Annotated in this window: 17 protein-coding genes; 5 read left to right on the top strand and 12 right to left on the bottom strand. The window is 71.4% G+C overall.

The features are described from left to right. Positions 1 to 47 precede the first annotated feature (47 nt). Positions 48 to 1,040: a 30S ribosomal protein S2 gene (rpsB, locus tag E1300_RS21390; RefSeq protein ID WP_131758806.1), complete on the bottom strand. Its 993-nt coding sequence runs from the start codon at positions 1,038 to 1,040 to the stop codon at positions 48 to 50. Between the two features lie 398 nt (positions 1,041 to 1,438). On the opposite strand from rpsB, the gene E1300_RS21385 reads away from it, so the two are divergent. Beyond that, positions 1,439 to 2,125: a murein hydrolase activator EnvC family protein gene (locus E1300_RS21385; RefSeq protein WP_242619297.1), complete on the top strand. Its 687-nt coding sequence runs from the start codon at positions 1,439 to 1,441 to the stop codon at positions 2,123 to 2,125. Positions 2,126 to 2,352: 227 nt separating this feature from the next. Here the strand turns inward: E1300_RS21385 and E1300_RS21380 are convergent, their stop codons facing one another. Next, the gene (locus E1300_RS21380; protein ID WP_242619296.1) at positions 2,353 to 3,264 is read right to left on the bottom strand and encodes a tyrosine recombinase XerC; all 912 of its coding nucleotides are present in this window, start codon (positions 3,262 to 3,264) and stop codon (positions 2,353 to 2,355) included. A gap of 154 nt (positions 3,265 to 3,418) precedes the next feature. Between E1300_RS21380 and E1300_RS21375 the strand changes: the two genes are divergently transcribed. Genes E1300_RS21375 through dprA form a run of 3 tightly spaced genes read left to right on the top strand, consistent with a single transcriptional unit; the run spans position 3,419 to position 6,478 of the window. Beyond that, positions 3,419 to 3,772: a YraN family protein gene (locus tag E1300_RS21375; protein ID WP_131758803.1), complete on the top strand. Its 354-nt coding sequence runs from the start codon at positions 3,419 to 3,421 to the stop codon at positions 3,770 to 3,772. Between the two features lies 1 nt (position 3,773). Next, the gene (locus E1300_RS21370; protein WP_131758802.1) at positions 3,774 to 5,321 is read left to right on the top strand and encodes a YifB family Mg chelatase-like AAA ATPase; all 1,548 of its coding nucleotides are present in this window, start codon (positions 3,774 to 3,776) and stop codon (positions 5,319 to 5,321) included. After that, positions 5,318 to 6,478 carry a DNA-processing protein DprA gene (gene dprA / locus E1300_RS21365; protein WP_131758801.1) on the top strand — a complete coding sequence of 387 codons (1,161 nt, stop codon included), beginning with the start codon at positions 5,318 to 5,320 and terminating at the stop codon, positions 6,476 to 6,478. The genes E1300_RS21370 and dprA overlap by 4 nt, the downstream gene beginning before the upstream one ends. A gap of 135 nt (positions 6,479 to 6,613) precedes the next feature. Here the strand turns inward: dprA and E1300_RS21360 are convergent, their stop codons facing one another. Further along, positions 6,614 to 6,928 carry a DUF2469 domain-containing protein gene (locus E1300_RS21360; protein ID WP_131758800.1) on the bottom strand — a complete coding sequence of 105 codons (315 nt, stop codon included), beginning with the start codon at positions 6,926 to 6,928 and terminating at the stop codon, positions 6,614 to 6,616. Then, entirely contained in the window at positions 6,925 to 7,650 is a 726-nt protein-coding gene (locus E1300_RS21355; protein ID WP_131758799.1) for a ribonuclease HII, read from the bottom strand. The genes E1300_RS21360 and E1300_RS21355 overlap by 4 nt, the downstream gene beginning before the upstream one ends. A gap of 979 nt (positions 7,651 to 8,629) precedes the next feature. On the opposite strand from E1300_RS21355, the gene E1300_RS54000 reads away from it, so the two are divergent. Further along, positions 8,630 to 8,803, top strand: a complete 174-nt coding sequence (locus tag E1300_RS54000; protein WP_165502923.1) for an integrase core domain-containing protein — start codon at positions 8,630 to 8,632, stop codon at positions 8,801 to 8,803. Between the two features lie 300 nt (positions 8,804 to 9,103). On the opposite strand, the gene lepB is transcribed toward E1300_RS54000, so the two are convergent. The 8 genes from lepB to E1300_RS21315 form a co-directional block, all read right to left on the bottom strand. Beyond that, a complete protein-coding gene (gene lepB, locus E1300_RS21350) occupies positions 9,104 to 9,979 on the bottom strand; it encodes a signal peptidase I (RefSeq protein ID WP_242619295.1) in 876 nt (291 codons plus the stop codon). A 169-nt stretch (positions 9,980 to 10,148) separates the two neighbouring features. Continuing rightward, entirely contained in the window at positions 10,149 to 10,499 is a 351-nt protein-coding gene (rplS, locus tag E1300_RS21345; RefSeq protein ID WP_131758797.1) for a 50S ribosomal protein L19, read from the bottom strand. Between the two features lie 117 nt (positions 10,500 to 10,616). Beyond that, on the bottom strand, positions 10,617 to 11,399 hold the full coding sequence (trmD, locus tag E1300_RS21340) for a tRNA (guanosine(37)-N1)-methyltransferase TrmD (protein WP_131758796.1): 783 nt from the start codon (positions 11,397 to 11,399) through the stop codon (positions 10,617 to 10,619). Beyond that, positions 11,396 to 11,908: a ribosome maturation factor RimM gene (rimM, locus tag E1300_RS21335; RefSeq protein WP_131758795.1), complete on the bottom strand. Its 513-nt coding sequence runs from the start codon at positions 11,906 to 11,908 to the stop codon at positions 11,396 to 11,398. The genes trmD and rimM overlap by 4 nt, the downstream gene beginning before the upstream one ends. A gap of 161 nt (positions 11,909 to 12,069) precedes the next feature. After that, on the bottom strand, positions 12,070 to 12,312 hold the full coding sequence (locus E1300_RS21330; RefSeq protein WP_021598307.1) for an RNA-binding protein: 243 nt from the start codon (positions 12,310 to 12,312) through the stop codon (positions 12,070 to 12,072). 1 nt (position 12,313) lies between these two features. After that, a complete protein-coding gene (gene rpsP, locus E1300_RS21325) occupies positions 12,314 to 12,760 on the bottom strand; it encodes a 30S ribosomal protein S16 (RefSeq protein ID WP_131758794.1) in 447 nt (148 codons plus the stop codon). 785 nt (positions 12,761 to 13,545) lie between these two features. Next, on the bottom strand, positions 13,546 to 15,126 hold the full coding sequence (gene ffh, locus E1300_RS21320; RefSeq protein WP_131758793.1) for a signal recognition particle protein: 1,581 nt from the start codon (positions 15,124 to 15,126) through the stop codon (positions 13,546 to 13,548). Positions 15,127 to 15,803: 677 nt separating this feature from the next. Next, positions 15,804 to 18,528, bottom strand: a 2,725-nt coding sequence (locus tag E1300_RS21315; protein WP_242619294.1) for a [protein-PII] uridylyltransferase family protein, incomplete at its 5' end; no start/stop codon positions are given.

Genomic DNA, 18,528 nt, shown 5'->3' with positions numbered 1-18,528 from the left:
GCGACGGTCCCGGCGGCCCCCGTCGTGGGGCCGCCGGGACCGCGGGATCAAGCCTGCTCGGTCTCGGCGTTCGCGGTCTCGGCGTTCGCCTCGGCGGCCTGCTCGCTCTCCGTGGCCTCCGCGGCGGGGGCGGCCTCGGGGCCCGTCTCGGCGGGCGCGGCGCCGTCGCCGGCGGAGTCGGCGGGGGTGGTCTCGGCAGGGGCGGTCTCGTCGGACGCGGACTCCGCGGGCGCGGACTCGTCGGCCTGCTTGCCCTGGAGCAGGTCGCGCTCCCACTCGGCCAGCGGCTCGTTCGCACCGGACGCGGCGCCCTCGGCCGGCTTCTCGTCGCCACCGGACGCGGCGCCGGCGCGGGCGATGAGGCCGTCCGCGACGGAGTCGGCGACCACGCGGGTCAGCAGGCTGACGCTGCGGATGGCGTCGTCGTTGCCCGGGATCGGGTAGTCGACCTCGTCGGGGTCGCAGTTGGTGTCGAGGATCGCCACGACCGGGATGCCGAGCTTCTTCGCCTCGTTGACCGCGATGTGCTCCTTCTTGGTGTCCACGATCCAGATGGCGCTCGGGACCTTCGCCATGTCGCGGATACCGCCGAGGGTGCGCTCCAGCTTGTCCTTCTCGCGGCGCAGGCCGAGGAGCTCCTTCTTGGTCATGCCGGAGCCGGCCACGTCGTCGTAGTTGATCTCCTCCAGCTCCTTGAGCCGGGTGAGCCGCTTGTGGACGGTGGAGAAGTTGGTGAGCATGCCGCCCAGCCAGCGCTGGTTGACGTACGGCATGCCGACCCGGGTGGCCTGCTCGGAGATGGCCTCCTGGGCCTGCTTCTTGGTGCCGACGAACAGGATGGTGCCGCCGTGCGCGACCGTGGCCTTGACGAACTCGAAGGCACGGTCGATGTAGGACAGCGACTGCTGCAGGTCGATGATGTAGATGCCGTTGCGCTCGGTGAAGATGAAGCGCTTCATCTTCGGGTTCCACCGGCGGGTCTGGTGGCCGAAGTGAACGCCGCTCTCGAGGAGCTGCCGCATCGTGACGACGGGTGCCATAGCCCGTGCTCTCCTTCTCTGGCCCTGTGGGCCGATTTGGTTGTCTGCCTACGCCCGGACACCGCCCCACCGCCATCTGCGATGACGGACCGAGGGACGGCGCCCCACCCATGTCTGCGGTGGCATGCGGACGCGTGAAATCAGCCGCCGGGATACCCCAGGCGGCTGTGGCCCGGAACCTTTCCCGGACCTGTGGCCCTTCCGCTCACCGGGAGCGGCTTCTCACGTCTCCGACCGAGGAGGCGGATCAGCGACGGCCTAGCCCTGGCCGGTGTCCTTACGGGCACGTTCACAGATTATCAGGGCTCGGACGCGTCCGGGAATCAATGGTCGCGGGAGTTATCCACAGTTCGGCGGACCGCTCACGCGGGGCGTGCGGGCAGGGCAGGCTCCGGGGTATGGCCTTGCTCACACTGCTCCTCACCTGCATGATCGTCCCCGGCGCTCCGGGGCCGCACGTCTGGCAGTGGCCGCTGGGGCCGCCCGTCCCGAAGGTCCTCCGGGCGTTCTCGCCGCCCTCCGTGCCGTGGGCTCCCGGCCATCGAGGTGTCGATCTCGCGGCCCGTCCCGGCTGGCCCGTCCGCGCCGCCAGCGCAGGCCGCGTCTCCTATGCCGGACGCCTGGCCGGCCGTGGCGTGGTCGCGATCGATCATGGCCGCTTGCGCACCACGTACCTTCCCGTCCGTCCGGGCGTCCGTGTCGGCCGTCAGGTGGCCACCGGCACCCGCATCGGCGTCCTGGAGGACAGCCCTTTCGACTGCCCGACCTCATGCCTGCACTGGGGCCTCCTGCGCGATCACCTCTACCTCGATCCCCTCAGCTTGGTCAGACCCCAGGTACGGCTTCTCCCCCACTGGACACCACCCGCCCCAAAGAAGGAGCAACCCGTGCAGCCCTCAATATCGCGGGAGCCGAGCATGAGCCTCCGCGACGCCACGACCGCGACCGGCGGTGCCGTAACCGGCATGGTGCTGGCTTACGCCCTCGCCTTCGCCTGGCGCAGGACCCGTCCCCGCCGCCGGCGGCGTCCCCCGGCGGGTGTCATCGACCTCACCAGGGAGCGCCGCCTCCGCCGCACTCCCTGACCTCAGCCCTCTCGCTCCCTGACTCCGGGTCTGGCCACAATCGACCGCCCACAACGAGCCCCTTCGGGTTCACGTCCGGACACCACATCCACCGTTCCCCCCACGCGTCCGGACGTGGACCCGAAGGCACCCATGGACCGCCCATCCATCCCGAGGAGCCGCCCCCGCCTGACGGCGCCGAAACACCGCGACGAGAAGCTCACAGACGCGCTCCGGCTCGGGGCCGCCTACTCGTCTCGGGCGCCGCGAGGGTGAGCTTGACGATGGACTTGCTTAAGCCGCTCGGCGGAAACGTGCGTATAGAGCTGGGTGGTCTGCAGGGACGCGTGCCCGAGGATCTCTTGGACGCTCCGTAGATCGGCGCCGCCCTCCAGCAGATGGGTGGCAGCGCTGTGACGCAGTCCGTGCGGGCTCAGGTCCGGCACTTGGCCGACTTCAGCGATCCTGTTGTGGACGATCCGGCGGGCACTCGTCGGGTGAAGGCGTCCTCCACGGGCACCCAGGAACAGCGCGGGTCCACTTCCTTCGTTCGCCAGCGCCGGACGACCCGCCCGCAGCCAATCCTGGACGGCGCGCATTGCCGGTTCGCCCATGGGGACGATCCGCTCCCGTCCACCCTTGCCGAGCACGCGGACGGTCTGGCGAGCGGGTTCCAGGTCGTCGATGTCCAAGCCGCAGAGCTCGCCGACGCGTACGCCGGTGCCGTAGAGCATCTCCAGCACCGCCAGGTCACGCAGGCCCAATGGCCCTTGGGTATCCACCTTGTCGAGGAGGCGGGCGGCGTCGTCCTGTGTGAGCACGCTCGGCAGGTCCCGTTGCCGCTTGGGGGTGCCCAGGAGCAGCCCCGGATCCTTCTTGAGCAGACCTCGCCGGTGCAGGTGATGCGTGAAGGCTCTCGCTGCGGCCGTCCGGCGGGCCAAAGTGGCCCGGGACCGGCCTAGAGCGTGCTGGCGGGCGAGCCAGGCGCGCAACAGGGAGACGTCCAGTTCCCCTGGCTCGCTCACGCCCACCTCATTCGCATAGCCGCACAGGTCCCTCAAATCACCGAGATAGGCCCGCATGGTGTGCGGCGAGACGTCGCGTTCGGCGCGTAGATGGCGCGCGAAATCCGCAGCGGCCTCCTCCAGTGCGTTGCTCACGCCGCCACGCTGCGGCAACGGCCCCGCCGAAGCAAGCACCGGGTGCCGGTTTCCGCCAGATCGCCGTGATTGCACCTCCGACTTATCCACAGAACGAGGTTCTAGTAGTGGTCCGACCGCGGCTCCGGCAACGTCGAAGCCGGAGGTGAGGCCCATGAACGCCCACATCGACCTCGGTCGCCGCGGCGAGGACGCTGCGGCCGCCTACCTGCTCAAGCTCGGCTGGACGATCCTCGACCGCAACTGGCGCTGCCGGGACGGCGAGGTCGACATCGTCGCGCACGACGGTCGCCGCCACGTCGTCTGCGAAGTGAAGACGCGCGCCACCGTACGGTTCGGCGATCCCTTGGAAGCGATCACCCGGACCAAGGCCGTCCGGTTGCGGCGCCTGGCCTGGCAATGGGCCGCCGCCCACGGCCTCAAGGGCGCTCCCGTCCAGGTCGACGTCCTGGGCCTCGTCATCGACGGCGACGGCTTCACCGTCGACCACCTGCGGGAGGTGTGCTGACATGACACTCGCCAAGACCCGCTCGGTCTCCCTGGTCGGTGTCGACGGTTTCGTCGTGGACGTCGAGGCGGCGATCACGAGCGGCGTCCCCGGGCTGCACCTGGTCGGCCTGCCCGACACCGCGCTCAGCGAGGCCCGCGACCGCGTCCGTGCCGCGATCTACAACTCGGGGGAAGACTGGCCGAACCGCCACGTCACGGTGTCGCTGTGTCCCGCGAGCCGACCGAAGAAGGGCTCAACGTTCGACGTCGCCATAGCAGTCGCCTTGCTCGCCGCGGCCGAGGCGATCCCCGCGCAGTCGTGCGCCGGCCTGGTGCTGATCGGCGAGCTGGGGCTCGACGGACGGCTCCGTCCGATCGCGGGCGTGCTGCCCGCGGTACTGGCGGCCGCCAACGCCGGATGCCACACGGTCGTCGTCCCGCAGGCGAACGCCGCCGAGGCGCAGCTCGTCCCGGGCGTGGAAGTCGTCTCCGCGGTCAGCCTGCGCGGCCTGCTCTGCGTGATCCGCGACGAACCGCCTCCCGTCGAAGAGGAGGAGTCCAACGCGCCCTCCGGCACCGCCAACGGGCTGACCGTCCAGCGGAGCAACGCCCGCAACGATCTCGATCTGGCCGATGTCAAGGGCCAGGCGGAGGCCCGTCGCGCCCTGGAGATCAGCGCGGCGGGCGGTCATCACCTCTTCTTCTCGGGACCCCCGGGCTGCGGGAAAACGATGCTGGCCGAGCGCCTGCCGACGCTGATGCCGCCGCTGGAACCCGAGTCGGCCTTGGAGGTCACGGCGATCCACTCCGTCGCCGGCACCCTTCCTCCGGGCCAGCCCCTGATCGTCCAGCCTCCGTTCTACGCCCCTCACCACACCGCCACCCGCGTCTCCATGGTCGGCGGAGGTTCAGGTCGGACGCTGCAACCCGGCGCCGTCTCACTCGCCCACAAAGGCATCCTCTTCCTCGACGAGGCTCCCGAATTCCAGCACGGGACGCTCGACGCCCTCCGCCAACCCCTTGAGGAAGGCAACGTGCGCATCTCGCGAGCCGAGATGACGGCGAACTTCCCTGCCCGCTTCACGCTGGTCCTCGCGGCCAACCCATGTCCCTGCGCGGCTGCCAAGCAGATGGACTGCGCCTGCGCTCCCGGGATCCGCCGCAAGTACACGTCCCAGATCTCCGGCCCCCTTCTCGACCGCATCGACCTCAAGCTCGAACTGGCACCCGCCAGCCGGGCCGAACTGCGCTACGACCTCGAATTCGCCGAGTCCAGCGACGTGGTCGCCGAACGCGTCCTGCTCGCCCGCGAGAGGACGCTCAAACGGCTGGCCGACACTCCATGGCGCTCCAACTCGGAGATCCCCGGTCCCGAACTCCGCCGCCGTTTCACTCCGAATCCCGAAGCGATGCAGGCGGCGGACGAAGCCCTGCAGAGGGGCAACCTCAGCGCGCGCGGCCTCGACCGCGTCCTGCGCGTCGCGTGGACCATCGCCGACCTCACCGGACACGACGAACCGAGCGCCGACGACATCGGCGGTGCGCTCGCGCTCTGGACGCGATCATGAGTACCGAGCGGACCGCTCGCGCCACCCTCACCGCCATCGCCGAACCCGGCGACACCCTCCTCAACCGGCTCATCGACCACATCGGCCCCGCCGAGGCGGTCGAGACGATCCGCGGCGGGCTGCTCCCCGACGAGATGCCCGTCACGGAGCAGGAAGTCCAGCGCCTCGACCGGTGGCGCATCCGTCTCGCGACCACCGACCCCACCCAGGATCTGGCCGTCTGTGCCCGGTTCGGCGGTCGCCTGATCTGCCCAGGAGAACCGGAATGGCCCACCACGCTCGACGATCTCGGACCCCATCGTCCCTACGCGCTCTGGCTGCGCGGTCCGAGCGACCTCCGGCACGGATGCCTGCGGTCCGTCGCCGTCGTCGGTTCCCGTGCCGCGTCCCCCTACGGCGTGCGCACCGCAGCCGACCTCGCCTCCGACCTCGCCGACGACGGCTGGACCGTGATCTCCGGCGGCGCCCTCGGCATCGACGCCGCGGCCCATCGCGGCGCCCTGGCCGCCGACGGCCCCACCGTCGCGGTGTTCGCCAACGGCGTCGACGTCCCCTACCCCGCCTCCAACGAGGGCCTGTTCGCCGAGATGGCCCGACGTTCACTGCTGGTGAGCGAGTCCCCTCCCGGCGCCACCCCGCACCGCCTGCGCTTCCTCGTCCGCAACCGCGTGATCGCGGCCCTCTCCCGCGGCACGGTGATCGTGGAGGCGGAGGCCCGCAGCGGCGCGCTCAACACCGCGTCGTGGGCCCGCAAGCTGGGCCGCATCGTCATGGCCGTACCGGGCCCGATCACGTCCCGCTCATCGGTCGGCTGCCACAAACTGCTCCGTGAGGAGGGAACGATCCTGGTCACCCGCCCCGAAGAGGTGATCGAGGCCGTCGGCCGGATCGGCGCCGACCTGGCCCCGCCCCCGCACACACCCGTCCTCCCTCGGGACCGTCTGGAACCGGTGACCCGGTCCGTCCTGGAAGCATTCCCTGCCCGCGGTCAGGCGGGCCCCGCCCAGCTCGCCGCCAAGGCCGGCGTCGCCCTCACCACCGTCAACGCGAAACTGGGCCTCCTGGCCGCCGCCGGCTTCATCGAACGCGCCCCCGCAGGCTGGCGCCTCACCCGATCAGCCAGGCAACCCCACATCACAACCCCGGAGACGAGATGAACCACCACCCGTCCAAGCCCCACACCCACGCCACGCACCGACGTCAGGGTGTCTCATGGATAGCGCTCAACCCCGAAAGAGGTATCGCACGGCACCACGCCGAGGCCCCCTCACCGGGGCGGCAGGCACGACGAATCACTGCTCGGAGGGCAGCTCGAAGTCGCTCTTGGCCAGTTCCTCGACGTTGACGTCCTTGAAGGTGACGACACGCACGTTCTTGACGAACCGCGCGGGACGGTACATGTCCCAGACCCATGCGTCCTGCATGGTGACCTCGAAGTAGACCTCGCCGTTCTCGGTGCTGCGCACCTGGAGATCCACGGAGTTGGTGAGGTAGAACCTCCGCTCGGTTTCGACGACGTAGGTGAACAGCCCGACGACGTCGCGGTACTCCCGATAGAGCTGAAGCTCCATCTCGGTCTCGTACTTCTCGAGATCCTCCGCGCTCACGCTCGTGCCCCTTCCGTCCAGCCTTCGCCGGGGACCTCCCCCTCGGTCTCCTCCCCCAAGGCCACCTCTCCATTGTTACGCAAGGCACGCCCCACATTGACGTAGGAGAACCGATGCTCAGGACATGGCCCATGCGCGGTGAGAGCCGCGCCGTGCGCACGCGTCACATAGCCCTTGTGGACGTCGAACCCGTACTCGGGATACCGCTCATGAAGGTCCACCATGATCCGGTCCCGGGTGACCTTCGCGACGATCGACGCCGCCGCCACGCACGCCGCCACCTGATCGCCCTTGATCACCGCAAGGCCGGGTACCTCCAGCCCCGGAACCGCGAAACCGTCGCTCAGGACGTACGCGGGACGCTTGTCCAAGGCGGCCAGCGCCCGCCGCATCCCGGTGATGTTGCACCGGTGAATCCCGATCCGGTCAATGTCATGGCACGGGATGACGATCGCGCTCCACGCGTAGGCGCGCTCTGTGATCTCCGCGTACAACTCCTCCCGGCGGGCGGCCGTGAGGAGCTTGGAGTCGGTGAGGCCGTCGATCCGGCCGCGTCCTCCCTGGAGGATCACCGCACCGACGACCAGCGGCCCTGCGCAGGCTCCCCGACCCGCCTCGTCCACGCCGGCCACCGGACTGAACCCGCCATGCTCCAGAGCGCGCTCGTAAGCATGCATCCCCGCGTCGCGACGCGGTGTGAACCGGAGTGGACGACCGTTCATGCTCCGCAGCGTACGTGCCCCGAACCCCCCGCTGCGCCCCAAATGCCGCCCTTCCCCACGGTCTCCGATCATTCCAGGCGTCCCCCGGCAACCGCTCCTCCCCGCCACGACACTCGGGCCATCCAACCAACCCGCCGAAGACCATGGAACTCCTGAACGCGCGCGCCCGAGCCCCGTCCACCACAACCAGCCCGAACCGGCAACGTCGCCTCCCTCGCCCCGCCAACATGCTCCGCACAACCCCGCTGAAACCATCCACCCGCGACCAAGCCCCACCCACCCGAAGACCACAACCACAACCCGCCACAAGCAACAACCGCCCAGGCAACATGGCCCTACCGAGAACGCCACACCTGCCCCAGACACACCCCTGCGCGCGAGACGGGCCAGCACGGGCGAGACGAGCCGGGCACGGATGGGCCGGGCCAGGCACGCGCGGATGAACAGGCGCCTACGGGCGGGCCGAACGCGTCCAGGCGCAACCACGCGCGCAGGCAGACCAAGGCGTGCAGGCTAATCAGATGCGCGCAGGTCGGGCTGGGCGCGCGCAGGCGAACCATGCGCGGACGATACGTGCCGGATGCAGACGGGTCGGGCCGGGTGCGGATGGATCGGGCCGGGTGCGTGCAGGCCGACCAGGGAGGGCAAGGCCGCCGGGTGCAGATCGGCCGGGCGCGTGCGAGGCGGGCCGGGCGCGTGCAGGCGGACCAGGCGTGCAGGAGACCTAGCCGCGTGGGGTTTGGCGCAGGCGGGCAGACCAGGGGAAGGCGAGGCTGCCGGGTGCGGATGGGCCGGGCGGTGCGGGTGGGGCGCGTGCGGGCCGATCAAGCGCGCGTTGGAAGACTGCCGCGTGCGGGTGGGGCGCGTGCGGGCGGGCCAAGCGGGGGCGAGAAGGGCCGGGCGCGGATGAGCCGGACGCGGATGAGCCGGACGCGGATAGGGCGGCCGGACGCGGATAGGGCGGGCGAGTCGTGGGCGGGTGCGTTCCGCATGGGCATGCGGGCGGGTATTGCTGCTCTTGTGCGGATGGAGCCCGGCGCACGACCGTTGGCACGCTTGCCTCGCCCGCTGGCTCCAGTACTACAACAGCCAGCGCTCCCACGCAGCCCTCGGCGGTCAGCCACCCATCACCCGCCTGTCACCAAGATCATGATCGAGTACAGCTCGCTGTCGGCATGTGCGTCCGCACTACCGGGGCCGGGCTCGCATCACCGATCTGCGCTGGCCCTGTCTCGCGTCCCAGGATTAGGTGATGGGGGCAGCGGTTGTTCTTGCAACTGCTCGGCAGGGAGCAACCGGCAACGTTCCAGCGCGTTCGGGGTGTGTGGGGGTGTGCTGGCGGGGAGCCGGGGGCGTCGTTGATGCGTAAGGCGGTGAGGTGGCGGTGGGGCGGTGGGGCGGTGGGGCGGTGGGGCGGTGGGGCGGTGGGGCGGTGGGGTTGCGTTTGTGGGATTTAGGAGCGTCTGCGGCGGCGGAGGTGGGTTAGGGGGAAGGCCAGGGTCAGGCCTAGGACCAGGGGGGTTGGGGGGGTCGCGGCGGCGGCGGTCTTGAGCGCGGACTGCTTGAAGGTGCCGGGGATCGGGAGGGTGTCCAGGCGGTTGAGCGGCCAGACGATCACGAAGGCGCGGCCGATGACGCGGTTCGTGGGGATGGTGCCGCCGCCCGGGTCGCCGCGGTGGGAGCGGGAGTCGTAGGAGAGCTCGCGGTGGTCGCCCATGACCCAGAGCTGGCCCGGCTTCACGACGACGTCGAACTGCTCGTTGGACGGCTTGTTCTGCTCGTGGGTGATCGGGTCGGTGTAGAGGTAGGACTTCTCGTCCAGGGGGACGCCGTTCACGGTGACGCGGCCCTGGGCGTCGCAGCATTTGATGTGGTCGCCGGGGATGCCGATGACGCGCTTGATGTAGTCCTTCTCGTTGGGCGCGACACCGAAGGCGCTGCCGACCGCGTGCAGGGCCTTCGAGACCGGGTTGCTCGGCTCCTGGACCTGCGTCTCGGGATCCCAGGAGTCGAGGCCGTTGAAAACCACCACGTCCCCGCGGGCGATGTCGCGGGTGTGGTAGACGATCTTGTTGACGAGGACGCGGTCGCCGACTTGGAGGGTGTTCTCCATGGAGCCGGACGGGATGTAGAAGGCCTGGACGGCGAACGCCTTGATCACGAGGGCGAGGACGACCGCGACGACGATGAGGACGGGGAGTTCCTTCCAGAACGACCCCTGCTTCTTCTTCGGCTTCTCCTCTTCGGGAGAGTCGTCGTCGGCCGTCTCCTCGGCGGAGGTCACGGTCTGCTCTTCTTCGGGCACCGCGCCCTCGGCTTCGGATCGCACGTCTCTCCGATCGTCCTCGTCAGTCATCAGAGCGAAAGCCTAGCGGCGCCGGGCCCCGGGAGGCCCGCCCACGGGCGTGTCGCCGGAGACCGAGCCGGTCAATCCTGTCCGAAACGGGCAACGCCCCGGTGACCGCGCAGGGTTCCCGGGGCGTTGCGGAGCCATCGGCTCAGAAGTCGCGCTTCTCCTTGATGCGCGCGGCCTTGCCGCGCAGGTTGCGCAGGTAGTACAGCTTCGCGCGGCGGACGTCGCCGCGGGTCACGACCTCGATCTTCTCGATCGAGGGGCTGTTGAGCGGGAAGGTCCGCTCGACGCCGACGCTGTAGCTGACCTTGCGGACGGTGAAGGTCTCGCGGGCGCCGCCGCCCTGCCGCCGGATCACCACGCCCTGGAAGACCTGGATACGGCTCCGGTTGCCTTCGGTGACGCGGACGTGCACCTTCAGCGTGTCGCCCGGACGGAAGTCCGGGACGTCGGCGCGCAGAGCGGCCTTCTCGATCTCCTGGATCAGGGTGTGCATCGCAGCGGTTCCTCAAGGTCGAACGCGGGCGTCGAGAGGCCCCGGTGGGTCTGTCGTGGGGGCGTCGCGCCGCGGAATGGATCTTCGGTGCCGGGCGACTGGGCGCACGGCGACGCTCTAGTGTGCCATATCTTCGCCGTCAACCGGAAAACCGGCCTCGCGCAGGACGTCCCGATCATGGCGGTCGAGGGTCTCGGGCACGAGGCGGGCGAGCAGGTCAGGGCGATTTCGGGCCGTCCGGCGGAGGGCCTCGTCGCGGCGCCAGCGGGCGATGGCGCCGTGGTGGCCCGACAGGAGCACGTCCGGGACCGGTCGTTCGCGCCACACGGGGGGCTTCGTGTAGACGGGGCCCTCCAGGAGCGACTCCATCGCGCCTGGGGCGAAGGAGTCGTCGGTGACGGAGTCGGCGTTGCCGAGGACGCCGGGCAGAAGCCGTCCGACGGCTTCGACTATGACGAGGACGGCGACCTCGCCGCCGGCGAGCACGAAGTCGCCGAGGCTGACCTCGTCCACGGGCATGCGGGTGCGGGCCTCGTCGACGACGCGGGAGTCGATGCCCTCGTAGCGTCCGCAGGCGAACAGCAGCCAGGGTTCCGCGGCGTACTCGACGGCGAGGGCCTGGGTGAAGGGGCGGCCGCTGGGCGTCGGGACGATCAGGCGGGGAGCGGCCGGGGGCGGCGCGACGGTGTCGAGGGCCTCACCCCAGGGTTCGGGTTTCATCACCATGCCGGGCCCCCCGCCGTACGGGGTGTCGTCGACGGTGCGGTGCCGGTCGTGGGTCCATTCGCGCAGGTCGTGGACGTGCACGTCGAGGAGGCCGGTGCGCCGCGCCTTGCCGAGGAGGGAGACGTCCAGCGGCGCGAAGTACTCGGGGAAGATCGTGAGGATGTCGAGTTTCATGATTCGTCGAGCAGTCCGGGGGGCGGATCGATGACGAGCCGCCCCCCGGGGACGTCCACCTCGGGGACGAGCGCGGCCACGAACGGGACCAGCGTCTCGCCTCCGGCGCCGCGGACGACCAGGAGGTCCTGGCCGTGGTGGAGGACTTCGGCGACCCGGCCGACGTCGGTCCCGTCCGCGGTGACCACGGCGAGTCCGACAAGTTCCTGGTCATGGAAGTCGTCCGGGTCCGCGGACGGGGGGATGTCGGCGGGATCGACGACGAGCCACGTGCCGCGGAGCGCCTCCGCGGCGTCGCGGTCGTCGATCCCGGTGAAGCGCACGAGCAGGCGTCCCGAGTGCCAGCGCGGGCGCTCGACGGTGAGGGGTCCGGCGGACGCGGGGTCGGTGGCGATCACCGTGCCCGCCGCGAACCGGGTGTCCGGTTCGTCGGTACGGACGTCGATGGTGACCTCGCCGCGGATCCCGTGCGGCCGGCCGATCCGGCCCACCACGAGCTGCTCGCTCATCGGGGCTGCTCCGTCCGGATCCGGCCGCCGTTACGGAAGGGACCTTCCGGGACGGCGGTCTCCCGGGCGTCTCTCCGGCACGCGGATGCCTTAGGGGCGGTGCCGGAGAGGGGGCCCGTCGAGCTGAGGGCCCCCCGGCATGCGTGATGCCAGGGGCCCACTCAGCGGACCTCGTTGACGTCGAGCAGGTCCACGCGCACGTAGCGTCCTCCGGAGAGGGCGCTGATCACCGTGCGCAGGGCCTTGGCGGTGCGACCGCTTCGGCCGATGACCTTGCCGAGGTCCTCGGGGTGCACGCGCACCTCCAGGACCCGGCCGCCCCTGATCCGGCGGGCGCGAACCCGGACGTCGTCCGGATTCTCGACGATCCCGCGGACCAGGTGCTCGAGCGCTTCTTCGAGCACGTCAGCCCTCGCTCTTGACTTCGGTGGTCTCGGTGGCCTTGGCCTCGGACTTCTTCGGCTCGGCCTTCTTCTTGGCCCGGGTCGCGGCGGCGCCCTCGTCGTCGCCCAGCGACTCCTTGACGGCGGCCTCGAACACGGCCTTCCGGTCGGCCTTGGGCTCGGCGACCTTGAGCGTGCCCTCGGCGCCGGACTCGCCCTTGAACTTCTGCCAGTCACCGGTGATCTTGAGCAGGTTGAGCACGGGCTCGGTCGGCTGCGCGCCGACGCCGAGCCAGTACTGCGCGCGCTCGGAGTCGATCTGGATGAGCGACGGCTCCTGCTTGGGCTGGTAGAGCCCGATCTCCTCGATGGCGCGGCCGTCGCGCTTGGTGCGCGCGTCGGCGACGACGACCCGGTACTGCGGGTTCCGGATCTTCCCCAGACGCTTGAGCTTGATCTTGACTGCCACGGGTGTGGTGTACTCCAGACTTCATTACAGGGTGAGCGGCCCGTACCAGGTGGGGAACACCGGCTCACGGCCGCCCGAAGGACTCCGGTCGCGCAGGACGAGAGAGGGCGCCTGGCGATTCCGGGGTTTCCAGCCTGTCATTCTGCCAGACGATTCGCGGAAACGCGCAATCGCGCGGAGACACGCGGCCGCGCCTCTCCGTGATCACGCGATCAGCCGCGCGTGACGCTTTGGGCTTGCCACGCGCCCGCATCCCAGGCGCGTGCGTGATGCTCCGGCCTTGCCCGCGTCCGCCCGCGGGAGTGGGTGATGCTCTGGCCTTGCCCGCGTCCGGGTCATGGGCGCGGGCGTGAGGCTCCGGCTTTGCCTGCCTCCGCCCGCGGGCGCGTGGGTGGTGCTTTGGTCTTGCCCGCGTCCGGATCGTGGGCACGGGCGTGATGGTTTGGCCTTGCCCGCGTCCGCGCCGCAGCCCGCAGACGTGACGCTATGGCCCGTTTGCGCCCGCATCGTCGGCGCGTGGGTGATGCTCGGACCCCGCCCGCGCTCGTGCCTCGGGCGCGTAAATGATGCTCTGGCCTTGCCCGCGTCCGGATCGTGGACGCGTGGTGATGCTTTGAGCCCGCCCGCGTCCGCGCTGCGGGCGTGCTGCTTTTGCCGCGGGTGCGGGTGCGGGCGTGGTGATGGCCTTGCCCTCGTCCGTGCCATAGGTGGGTCGCATCGCGGCACGGTCGTGGCGCGGGGTGATGAGGCCGCGCTGTGCGGAGGATGTGGGTGCGAGGCTGCGGTTACTTCTTTTTGCGGTTCTGGAGGTTGTTGAGGTCGGGCATCTGGAAGCCGGGCGGGAGCTTGCCGCCGAGGCCGGGGGGCAGGCCACCGGGACCGCCGCCGAGGCCGGGCGGGAGGCCCTTCGGCATGGCGTCGGCTGCGGGCTGCTCGACCTGCCGGCCGCCGCCGGCGCGCTTGCGGGGGTCGCCGCTGCGCTGCTTGCCCTTCTTGTTCTTGGCAGCCTTCGCGGCTTTGGCGGCCTTGCGGCGGCCGCCGCCGGGCATGCCGGGCAGGCCCATGCCGCCGGCCATCTGGCGCATCATCTTCTGGGCGTCGAAGAAGCGGGTGACGAGGCTGCTGACCTCGCCGACGCTGACGCCGGAGCCCTTGGCGATGCGGGCCCGCCGCGAGCCATTGATGATCTTCGGCTGGGCGCGCTCCTGCGGGGTCATCGAGCGGATGATCGCGGCGACGCGGTCGAGGTCCTTGTCGTCGATCTGGCTGATCTGGTCGCGGACCTGCCCCATCCCGGGCATCATCCCGAGCAGGTTGCCGATCGGCCCGAGCTTGCGGATCATCATCATCTGCTCGAGGAAGTCCTCGAGGGTGAAGTCCTCGCCCGAGGCGAACTTGCTGGTCATCTTCTCGGCCTGCTCGGCGTCGAACGCCTGCTCGGCCTGCTCGATCAGGGTGAGGATGTCGCCCATGTCGAGGATCCGGCCCGCCATGCGGTCCGGGTGGAAGACGCTGAAGTCCTCGAGCTTCTCGCCGGTCGAGGCGAACATGATCGGACGGCCGGTGACGTGCCGGACCGAGAGGGCCGCGCCGCCGCGGGCGTCACCGTCGAGCTTGGTGAGGACGACGCCGTCGAAGCCGACGCCGTCCATGAACGCCTGCGCGGTGTTGACGGCGTCCTGGCCGACCATGGCGTCGACGACGAACAGGACGTCGTCGGGCTGGACGGCGTCGCGGATGTCGATGGCCTGCTGCATCATCTCGGCGTCGATGCCGAGGCGGCCGGCGGTGTCGATGACGACGATGTCGTGCTGGGCGTTCCGGGCCTGCTCGATGGAGCGGCGGGCGACGTCGACGGGGTCGCCGACGCCGCTGCCGGGCTCGGGCGCGAAGACGGGAACACCGGCGCGCTCGCCGACGACCTGGAGCTGCTGGACGGCGTTCGGGCGCTGCAGGTCGGCGGCGACGAGCATCGGCGCGTGGCCTTCGGACTTCAGCCAGCGAGCGAGCTTGCCGGCGAGGGTCGTCTTACCGGCGCCCTGGAGGCCCGCGAGCATGATCACGGTGGGCGGGTTCTTGGCGAACCTGATCCGGCGCGTCTCGCCGCCGAGGATGTTGATGAGCTCCTCGTTGACGATCTTGACGACCTGCTGGGCGGGGTTCAGCGCCTGCGAGACCTCCTCGCCGCGCGCCCGCTCCTTCACTTGGGCGATGAAGTCCTTGACCACGGGAAGGGCGACGTCGGCCTCGAGCAGGGCGATGCGGATCTCGCGGGCCGTCGCGTTGATGTCGGCCTCGGAGAGCCGGCCCTTGCTGCGCAGCGACGAGAAGACCGTCGTCAACCGGTCGGAGAGCGTCTCGAACACGTGTCTGGCCCGTCCTTGAAGAAGCTTCTGGGTGCTCTGGGTGCTTCGGGGATCGCCTATCAGCGTATCGGTTCACCGGCGAGACCCCGCCCGGTCACTGCGGCCCGCCCGGAACGGCCTTCCCCTCCGGCTCACCGCCGGGCCGGACGGAGCGACCGTCGGGCCGGGTGAAGTGAGCTGCAGGCCGGGCATTGCGACCGTCGGGCCGGGTGGAATGAACTGTGGGGCGGGCGGAGTGACGGTGGGGCTGGCCGGGTGACCGTCCGGGAGGGCGAAGCGACCGGCGGGACGGGCAGCTAGGTGACTGGCGGAACGGGCGGCGGAGGAGCGGTGTGACCGGCGGGCGGGGCGTAGTAACCGGCGGGCGGGACGGACGGCGTGACCGGCGGGCGGGGCGGCGTGACCGGCGGGCGGGAATGACGGAGTGACCGGCGGGCGGGGCGTAGTAACCGGCGGGCGGGACGGACGGCGTGACCAGCGGGCAGGGCGGCGTGACCGGCGGGCGAGACGGACGCGGTGACCGGCGGGCGGGATGGACGGGGTGACCAGCGGGCTGGGCGTAGTGGCCAGTGGGACGGGTGAGGTAGTCGGCGGGTTGGGCGCGGTGGGCGGCGGGACCGGTGGAGTGACGCGGGGTGAGCGGCGGGGGGCTGGTGGGGCGGGTGGTGTTGGGGGACTCAGCTCAGTGCGGCTAGGACTGCGGCTCGGACGGACGACAGTGCCGCGGGGTCGGTGAGCGGGCGGTCCTCCTCGTCCACGACGTAGAAGACGTCGACGGCCTCGGCGCCGAGCGTGTCCACCCGGGCGGCGCGGACGTGGAGGCCGCATGTCCCGAGGGCCTGGCCGATTCTCCACAGCAGGCCGGGGCGGTCGTGCGCGCGGACTTCGACGACCGTGGCGGTGCTGGACGCGTCGTCCACGATCGAGACGCGGGGCGGCGGGACGGTGACGCCGGGCCGGACGCGGACGGCGCGGGCTCGGCGTTCGAGGCGGGCGGCCACGTCGAGCCGGTCGGCGAGCATCCGGCGTAGGTCGGCCTCCAGCGTGGCGGGGTCCGGCGGCGTCCCGTACTCGGGGACGGCGGTGAAGTCGAGGACGGCGGTGCCCGCGCCGGAGTGCGGTGGCGAGACGGTGCGGGCCGTCCGGACGACGAGGCGGTGCAGGGCGAGGACTCCGGCGGCGCGCCAGAGCAGCCCCGGGCGGTCGGGGGCGGCGATCACGATGTGGGAGCCGGTCACGCGGACCGCGGCGCCGTCGTGCCGGGCAAGGGCGAGCTGGTCGGGACCGAGCTCGGGGGCGGGCGGCGGGGTGCCGCCGGAGAGCGCGGCGGTGACGCGGCGGGCGAGCTCGGCGACGAGCCCGGCCTTCCACGGGCCCCAGGCGGCGGGGCCGGTGGCGTTGCCGTCGGCGATCGCGAGCGCGGCCAGCAGTTCGAGGATCTCGCGTTCGCGGCCGGGCACGGCGGAGACGGCCGAGATGACGGTCTTGACGGTGGCAGGGTCGTCGATGTCGCGCCGGGTGGCGGTGTCGGGCAGCAGGAGGTGGTGCCGGACGACCGTTTCCAGCACCTGAACGTCACCTTCAGGGAAGCCGAGACTCGCGCCGAGGTCACGGGCGACGACGGCGCCGCTGGTCGAGTGGTCGCCGGGCCAGCCCTTGCCGATGTCGTGCAGCAGCGCCCCGACCAGCAGCAGGTCCGGCCGGGCGACCTCGCGGGTGAGGGCGGCGGCGCCGGCGGCGGTCTCCACCAGGTGGCGGTCGACGGTGAAGCGGTGGACGGGGTTGCGCTGCGGGCGGTTGCGGACGCGTTCCCAGTCGGGGATCAGCCGGACGATCAGCCCGGCCTGGTCGAGCGCCTCCCAGACGCCGATGGCGGCGGGGCCCGCGCCGAGGAGGGAGACGAGCGCGTCGCGTGCGCCAGCGGGCCACGGTGTGCCGGGCAGGGTGGCCTTCTCGGCGAGCCGCGCCACGGTGGCGGGCGCGAGGGGCAGCCCGGCCTGCGCGGCGGCCGCGGCGACGCGCAGCACGAGGGCCGGATCGCCGAGGTCGGCACCGCGGGCGAGGACGACCTCGCCCTCGTGCTCGACGGCGCCGTCCCCGACAGGCCGCCGCTCGACACCCCGGGATTCCGACGAGCTGAGATACCCGGAACGGACGTACGAGCCGCGTGAGCCGGTCCCCAGGGCGGCGGCATTGGACTTGCCGGACGTGTGGCTGCGGGGCCCATTCGCGCTGGAGGTGCTCGCGCCAGCACCACCGGACGTACCCGTGCCGGATGTCCCCGTGTCGGAGGTGCTCGTGCCTGACGTGCTCGCGCCGGGCGTGCCCGTGGCGGGCGTGCCAGCGTCCGGGGCGCTCGTGCCCGACGTGCCCGTGGCGGGCGTGCCAGCGTCCGGGGCGCTCGTGCCCGACGTGCCCGTGGCGGGCGTGCCAGCGTCCGGGGCGCTCGTGCCCGACGTGCCCGTGGCGGGCGTGCCAGCGTCCGGGGCGCTCGTGCCCGACGTGCCCGTGTCGGGGGTACTCGCGTCCGGGGTGTTCGTGTGGGGCGTGCTCGTGGCGGGGTTGCTCGTGTCGGACGCGTTTGTGGCTGAGGTGTTCCCGTCGGACGTGCTCGGGGTGGGGGGGTTTGGGGACGGCGTGTTCGTTTCCGGGTTGGGTGTGCGGCGGGGGGTGGTGAATCTTTCGACGCGTCGCCACAGGTGGTCGCCTGTGTAGGTGATGGTGCGGGCCGCTTCGGCTATGGAGCGTTGGAGGACGTCCGCGTCGAGTACGCCGAGGGTTTGCGCGACCGCTTCCTGCTCCTGGAGGACAAGGCGGTCGGTGGAGCGGCCCGTGACCTCGTGGAGGGCGTGGCGGATGTCGAGGAGGAGGTCGTGGGCGGCCTTGACGCGCGCGTCGGGCGCTGAGGCGACCCAGGAGGCGGCGACGGCCTGCATGACGTGGACGTCGCGGAGGCCGCCGTGGGCCTCTTTGAGGTCGGGTTCGAGGAGGAACGCGAGTTCGCCCTGCTTCTCCCAGCGTTCGCGGCACATCGCGGCCAGTTCGGCGAGCCGGACGCGGGCGTCGGCGCGCCAGTCGGTGAGGACGGCGGCGCGGAGCTCGTCCACGAGGGCGTGGTCGCCGGCGACGCGGCGGACCGACAGCAGGCCGAGGGCGGCCTTCATGTCGCCGCGGGCGACGGTCCTGGCCTCGTTGACGGTGCGGACGGAGTGGTCGAGGCGGAGGCCGGAGTCCCAGACGGGGTACCAGACGCGGTCGGCGATCTCCGCGACGTCCGCGCGGCCGCGGTGCAGCAGGACCAGGTCGAGGTCGCCGCCGGGCGTCAGCTCGCGGCGGGCGTGGCTGCCGACGGCGGCGAGCGCGACGCCGTCGGCGCCGGCGGGGAGGGCGCCGGCGAGCAGG

The organism is Actinomadura fibrosa (assembly GCF_900659615.1).
GTDB classification, from domain to species: Bacteria; Actinomycetota; Actinomycetes; order Streptosporangiales; family Streptosporangiaceae; genus Spirillospora; species Spirillospora fibrosa.
Note: the sequence above shows the minus strand (reverse complement) of the source record. Positions and strands in the feature narration are given on the sequence as shown.